General features: G+C 39.7%; 5 protein-coding genes and 2 pseudogenes. 1 reads left to right on the plus strand and 6 read right to left on the minus strand.

The genetic code is table 11. From position 1 onward, the window contains the following. Window positions 1-198 precede the first annotated feature (198 nt). From H6G97_RS56305 to H6G97_RS55135, 6 genes and pseudogenes are all read right to left on the minus strand, one after another. Window positions 199-309 (minus strand): annotated as a pseudogene (locus H6G97_RS56305) (high light inducible protein); the annotation flags it as partial. A gap of 273 nt (window positions 310-582) precedes the next feature. Next, entirely contained in the window at window positions 583-930 is a 348-nt protein-coding gene (locus H6G97_RS54000; RefSeq protein ID WP_242055986.1) for a hypothetical protein, read from the minus strand. An 87-nt stretch (window positions 931-1,017) separates the two neighbouring features. Continuing rightward, window positions 1,018-1,251, minus strand: coding sequence for a hypothetical protein (locus tag H6G97_RS54005; protein WP_242055987.1), 234 nt, complete (start codon window positions 1,249-1,251; stop codon window positions 1,018-1,020). Between the two features lie 117 nt (window positions 1,252-1,368). Next, window positions 1,369-2,712, minus strand: a complete 1,344-nt coding sequence (gene gorA / locus H6G97_RS42935; protein WP_190946634.1) for a glutathione-disulfide reductase — start codon at window positions 2,710-2,712, stop codon at window positions 1,369-1,371. 234 nt (window positions 2,713-2,946) lie between these two features. Continuing rightward, window positions 2,947-3,819: an isoaspartyl peptidase/L-asparaginase family protein gene (locus tag H6G97_RS42940; protein WP_190946635.1), complete on the minus strand. Its 873-nt coding sequence runs from the start codon at window positions 3,817-3,819 to the stop codon at window positions 2,947-2,949. 298 nt (window positions 3,820-4,117) lie between these two features. Next, window positions 4,118-4,393, minus strand: a complete 276-nt coding sequence (locus H6G97_RS55135; protein WP_479684980.1) for an HflX-like GTP-binding protein — start codon at window positions 4,391-4,393, stop codon at window positions 4,118-4,120. Window positions 4,394-5,288: 895 nt separating this feature from the next. Here H6G97_RS55135 and H6G97_RS42950 point away from each other — a divergent pair. Next, window positions 5,289-6,326, plus strand: a pseudogene (locus H6G97_RS42950) (photosystem I psaA/psaB family protein); the annotation flags it as partial. Between the last annotated feature and the right edge of the window lie 124 nt (window positions 6,327-6,450).

Genomic DNA, 6,450 nt, shown 5'->3' on the forward strand with positions numbered 1-6,450 from the left:
ACTAGGGCTAAGTTTCCGTCCAAGAAGCCAGTACATAAGGGGGCAGGAGTTAAATTGGAAACACTTACTTTTTCTGTAATCAATACTGCTTAGAGCTTAACCGAACCGTATTGGGAGCTGAGGAACGGATATCGCTCAAAATGTATCAAACAGTGATACCGTGACCACTATTAAACCACCACCAGAGCAACTGCTGACCTACAGAAGACCCCAAAAGTGAAGGAAGCCTTGACCAGAAAATAGTTCAATTAGGGCGGCGCACAAAAAGCCAATCATCGCCAAAGGGCCGTTCCAAAGTTCAGCTTGGGGATTCTAGCCAAAGATAAAGTTATTCCGGTCTTTGTCATTGTAAGCTTTAGCAACAGGGGGTTTTTCGTGCCACTGTAAGGATAAGATGAGCAACTTTGAAAGCATAAGTTGAGCAATTACTTAGCCAAAAGCCTTTGTACTACGTCGTAAATTATTTATCGAAATTTCTGTAGGAATGTTGGTTAATCCTTTGATTCTGATTCAGGAACCGCGATCGCTCCTAGAGTTTTTGTAAAAATAGCCTGTATTCTAAAACACGCAATGCAATTTATTTCAAGTAACTGGGAACTCTTTTAAAGAAATTTCTGGTAATGACGGACGCAAACATAAATATACTAATGGTCCAAACAACGGTACAAGAGCAACAGCCCAAAAAATACGTTTATCTTTGACTCCTCGACGTGCCATATCATCATCCAATAATGAAGTGATTGGAAATATTAAGCACATCAGACAAAAATCTAGACTGATGAGGTGAACAAATGGTCTATGTAAGAACTGCTGAATATAATCTTCCCAATTTCCAGCGATTACTGCATAACTAAATAAAGCAACAGTAGCAACTAGCAAACTAACTCCTGTGTTTCGTCTATCAAGACTTAAAAGCAACTTATCTTTCATGCCATAAAATTCTTGATTAAACTTCCGAAAAATTAAGTAAGGTAAGAGACAAATTACACCTGTGAAATTAGAGCCGATAAAATAAGATCAAGCACGAAAGTTTTGCATTCTGCCATCAGCAAACATTAAGCAAGCGTAGATCATCGGCCAAATACCCATTAAGCAAAATATTGTTGGGATAATGGCATTTAGTTTTTCCCATTGAAGTGTTAAAAGCTTCCATCCTAAAGACCATGTGTCTGGTTGATCGACTGGCGCTAGTAATATACTGTAGGCAACAAAGCCCAGCCATATAATCCAAAGAACAGTTTTTCTGATCATAAAAGTTATACAAATTCTACCTGTTATTTTTTTGTATTTAATGTAGAAAACAAAAAAAAATAAAACTATTATGTAAAATCAGGAGATGAGAGATAACTTTAACATTCTCGTTATTTTTTATACAGAAAAAATTTCCTCAGCACTTGATGGATGAATTCCAATATTATTATTTAAATCCTTTTTGGTAGCGCCTAACTTCATAGCTACAGCAATAGTTTGAATAATTTCTGTTGCAGAGTCACCCACCATGTGAACGCCCAAAACCCGCTCTGAATTACTTTCTACAATTAATTTAATGAAACTTTTTTCATTATGCTCATTCAAACTATAAAAAAGTGGTTGAAATTTCTCATAGTAACAGTGGATAGATTCACCAAATTTTTCGCGTGCTTGAGTTTCTGCCAGTCCAACTGTAGCAGCTTCAGGAATGAAAGAAACAGTAATAGGCACTAATTCATAACTCAAAATTTGAGGTTTATTACCAAATTCAGTCTCAACAAATGCACGAGCTTCAGCAATAGCAACAGGTGTAAGTTGTAGCCTGTCAATGCAATCGCCTACAGCAAAAATATTAGCTTGTGTAGTACAACTATATTTATCCACCATAATTGCACCTTTTTGAGACACCTTAATACCAGCTTTATCTAAATATAGATTATTTAAGTTTGGTAACAACAATATTAAACTTAAAACTGTATCACAATTTAAAATATTGTTCTCATGATTAGAATAAAATACGTCTAATTTATTTCCTGCTTTTTTAATTATATCTAGTTTAGTATTAGTGAGAATTTCAATTCCAGCCTGACTCATGATATCTGTAATGCAAAAAATAAAATCTTGGTCACAAGCAGGCAAGATTTGAGGTAAATCAGTAATTAATGTAACTTTAACACCTAATTTATTCAAACTTCCAGCAGTTTTTACAGTAGTGTAATCTCCTCCAATAATAGCGATATGCTTGGGTAATATGTTCATCTGAAAGAGTTCTTTTGGAGTAATAGTATATTCTATCCCCGGTATATTTGGCTTTAAAGGTTGTGCGCCTACCGTAATCAAAATTTTATCTGCGGTTATTTGTCTTCCATCAATGTCTAAAGTATGAGCATCTACAAAACTAGCACGACCTTTAATAAAATCTACTCCTGATTCTTTAAGATATTTAATGTGCAATTGATGGAGTTGTTCAACTTTCTGGTCTTTAGCTGCTATAAATTTCGACCAGTCAAAGTTACTATGGAATTCACTCCATCCATAAGATATTGCATGAGAAAAAAGGCTGGAAAAGTTAGCAGCATAAGCCATTAATTTTTCAGGAATACATCCGTAATTTATACAAGCACCGCCCACGTCTGCTTGTTCTGCAATTCCTACATGGACACCATAAGAAGTAGCTCGTTTAGCTGCTGCAAGACCTGCTGAACCTGCACCAATAATTAAAAGGTCGTAATCGTAACTCATAAATACTGCTTTCATCCTGTCTCAAAATGCAAAGTATTACTAATTCCTAATATTGGTAGATATGAAGTGAATTGACTTTTGCTATTGCGAAAGCCAACCTACACGATAGTTATTCCTATAGCGGTTCTCGTTTACGTGAGGTACACCCGTAAGGGCACGGGCACTGGCGTGCCCCTACACCTTGCAATATAATGTTGTACCCTATCTGAATGGGAACCGCTATCTCTAGATGAGTTATTTTTTAGTAAACGCAGCCACTTGCTCTTGCCCTTGAGTCATATAAGCACAAGCCATGTGTGAGGAGTTATATGCCCAGCCAAAACGTCCTTGACGGTCTATGAGGATGCATCCAGCTTCACCTTTAACCTTAGAAGCTAAAGCGTCAATGGCCATCTGTGCTGCTTCGTCTGGATGTCTGTCTCCAGTCAAGAAATCGATCGCAGTTTTAGCCAAAACCACGGGGATAATTGACTCGCCATCACCTGTTGTTGAGCAACCGCCGATTTTATTATCAGCGTATAAGCCACAACCAACAAGCGCAGTGTCACCGACGCGACCTTGTTGCTGCTTAGTAGTTCCACCAGTTGAAGTGCCAGCAGCGAGGATGCCGCTAGCATCCAAAGCCACGCAACCTACAGTGTTGGGGCGATCAATTACTTTTTGATCCTCCTTCCACTCCTGCCACTGTTCATCAGCTATCAAATCATCTTTTTTGCACATTTCGGCTCCATTGTCTGCGGCAAAGCGTTCTGCACCTCGCGCCACTAGTAGCCTGGGTTTGTCATCCATAACCTTCCGTGCAACCGAGATGGGATGACGGATGCCCTGAGCTGCTGCGATCGCTCCCCAACTTAGTGAGCCTTCCATCATCGCCGCGTCTAATTCCACTTCTCCGTCGCTGTTGAGAGTTGCACCAAGACCAGCGTTAAATGTCTGGTCAGTTTCCAGAACTCGAATAGCTGCTTCAACAGCTTCTGCGGCGCTACCTCCACTGATTAGCACTGCCCAACCAGCTTCTGCTGCTGCTGTACAGCCTGCATTGTTGGCTGCAACTTTATCGTCTGTAATGGTTTTTGCCCCACCGTGAACAATGATGGTCGGTGTCATATAATTCCTTGCTGTTAGTATGAATTCTGTGGGATTGCAATCGTTTTAACTCTTTCGTCAATTAGTTGCAGCGATCGCACCTTTAAGGCACTTGCCAAGAATAAATCAGCTCAGCCGTATCAATAATATTTTTGGCAAAACCGAGATATCTAGGCGCTTTCGCCTTGAGGGCGAAAGCGACGGCTGGGCTGATTTATTTATTGGATCTCCCTAAAGTCTCTAAACCTACTTGAGTGCGAGCGCGTTGAGCGAAAATATCCAGAATTACTTCTGTGCGGTCTATAACTCCGATGCCTATTTATTGTTCCAAATTGCGGGCTTGAGATGCAGAAATATCTCGGTCAAAAACGATTAGATTAGCTCTTAGTTTGTGAGCCAAAAGGGTGATTTCTTGAATTTTTCCCTTACCGACTACTGTTTGAGGATGAGGGCGTTGTTGAGTGATTGCAGCTAAAGCTTGAGCAAATTCTGGCGTAATTAATCTATCTGCTGGTTGATTTTGTTCATAAAGCTGTTGTAGTTGTTTAAAATGACTAGCTTTGATGCCTTGAATATTACCATAAATCTTTTGCATCAAACTAACAATTTATAGTTTAGTTTTCAGCTATGTATATTGTTATATTGGTCTTTTTTAATCTTGATTTAATCTACCAAGGGAAATAAGCAATTGAGCTAGATAATTACCTCAACAGGTAGCTACTTTAAAATGGTTTATAGGTCAATGAAGATCAACCATAAAACTTTAAACGTGTAAGTTCCGCCGTGTAAGGCAAAGCATCTTGCCGCAGGCTACCGCAGAGGCGTAGAGACCCCAAAGAGAAATAAAAAATAAAAATTACTTAACTGAACTGTATTAAGACATCAGCAACAACAACATTACACACGGAGACAAATATGTTTTTATTCTTTCTATCTTTACCTTACTAACTGATGATTTATCTCTACTTATTACGCCAAAGCCTTATTATTACGTCCATTAACCGCTTACAATCGCAATCTGTTAAAATCACTAAAATCATTGTATAGTAAGCCTTTCCTATTTACAGATAAGTCTCTTTGTAAACTTGAGCTTAATATTTTTTTACATTCTGTCAAGAAAATCAATCTTTCTATGGCATAGTTTGACAAAATATTAAGCTCATTTTAATAAAAAATTTGCTAACCTTTGCGGCTTTTGAACTGTATTTAAGACTACAAGTTGATTTAATAATAATATCCTCCAGAAGTTAGATGGAAATGGTAGTCATTAATTAGTTTACTACTTTTATGGAAATAAATTGCATCATACGCCTAAGGATGTAAGTCCAAGAATTAAGACTGTTTTACCTTCAATACCACCAACTTTTGCTATTTAGATTAGATTAACCTCCAATTTAAGGCTGAAAGGGTGCTGATTCAATTGCAAAAAGTTGCTGGCTCATTAGAACTAGCAACTTGGATTAGCGTTTAGGGAGATGTAATTAAATTACATGGCCACAAAATATCCTAAGTTTAACCAGGATCTCGCACAAGACCCGACTACACGTCGGATCTGGTACGCGATGGCTATGGGAAATGATTTTGAAAGTCATGATGGCATGACTGAGGAAAATCTTTACCAAAAGATTTTTGCAACTCACTTCGGTCACGTAGCAATCATTTTCCTGTGGGCATCTAGTTTACTGTTCCACGTAGCCTGGCAAGGTAACTTTGAACAGTGGATTAAAGATCCTCTGCATATTCGTCCCATTGCTCACGCGATTTGGGACCCTCATTTCGGTAAACCAGCAATAGAAGCTTTTACTCAAGGGGGTGCTAACCATCCTGTTAACATTGCTTACTCTGGTGTCTACCACTGGTGGTATACCATTGGGATGCGGACAAACAGTGACCTTTACCAGGGTTCAGTGTTCTTGTTGCTGTTAGCAGCGTTATTTCTGTTTGCTGGTTGGCTGCACTTGCAACCCAAGTACCGTCCTAGCTTGGCTTGGTTCAAGAGTGCTGAACCTCGCCTGAATCACCACCTAGCAGGTTTGTTTGGTGTTAGCTCTTTGGCTTGGGCGGGACACCTTGTTCACGTTGCCATTCCCGAATCTCGCGGTGTTCATGTTGGTTGGGAAAATTTCCTGACTACCTTGCCACACCCAGCAGGTTTGGCACCCTTTTGGAGAGGGGATTGGGGTGTTTATGCCCAGAATGCTGATACATCAGGGCATTTGTTTGGCACATCTCAAGGCGCAGGGACGGCAATACTGACTTTTTTGGGCGGTTTTCATCCCCAGACGGAATCGCTATGGCTGACCGATATGGCTCATCACCATTTAGCGATCGCAGTTATCTTTATTGTTGCTGGCCACCAGTACCGGACTAACTTCGGCATTGGTCACAGCATCAAAGAGATGCTCAACGCCAGAAATTTCTTTGGTGTCCAAACTGAAGGTCAGTTTAACTTACCACACCAAGGGCTATACGACACCTACAACAACTCCTTGCACTTCCAGTTGTCCATACACCTGGCAGCGTTAGGTAAGCTAATCGGCACTTAAGTTGCATAATAAGAAGAGGAAGTCGTTTAAAAGCAACTATGCCACCAGCAGCTAAAAACTTTTTAACGTCGGAGCAAGTCAGTAAGCTACAGGAAGGTCTAAAAGA

Origin of the sequence: Nostoc flagelliforme FACHB-838, from assembly GCF_014698065.1 — a bacterium.
Classification (GTDB): Bacteria; Cyanobacteriota; Cyanobacteriia; order Cyanobacteriales; family Nostocaceae; genus Nostoc; species Nostoc flagelliforme_B.

Excerpts from the sequence above, each read along its gene's own strand:
- H6G97_RS54000 (WP_242055986.1), bottom strand. The coding sequence starts at position 930 with ATGAAAGATAAGTTGCTTTTAAGTCTTGATAGACGAAACACAGGAGTT.
- H6G97_RS54005 (WP_242055987.1), bottom strand. The coding sequence starts at position 1,251 with ATGATCAGAAAAACTGTTCTTTGGATTATATGGCTGGGCTTTGTTGCC.
- gorA (WP_190946634.1), bottom strand. The coding sequence starts at position 2,712 with ATGAGTTACGATTACGACCTTTTAATTATTGGTGCAGGTTCAGCAGGT.
- H6G97_RS42940 (WP_190946635.1), bottom strand. The coding sequence starts at position 3,819 with ATGACACCGACCATCATTGTTCACGGTGGGGCAAAAACCATTACAGAC.
- H6G97_RS55135 (WP_479684980.1), bottom strand. The coding sequence starts at position 4,393 with ATGCAAAAGATTTATGGTAATATTCAAGGCATCAAAGCTAGTCATTTT.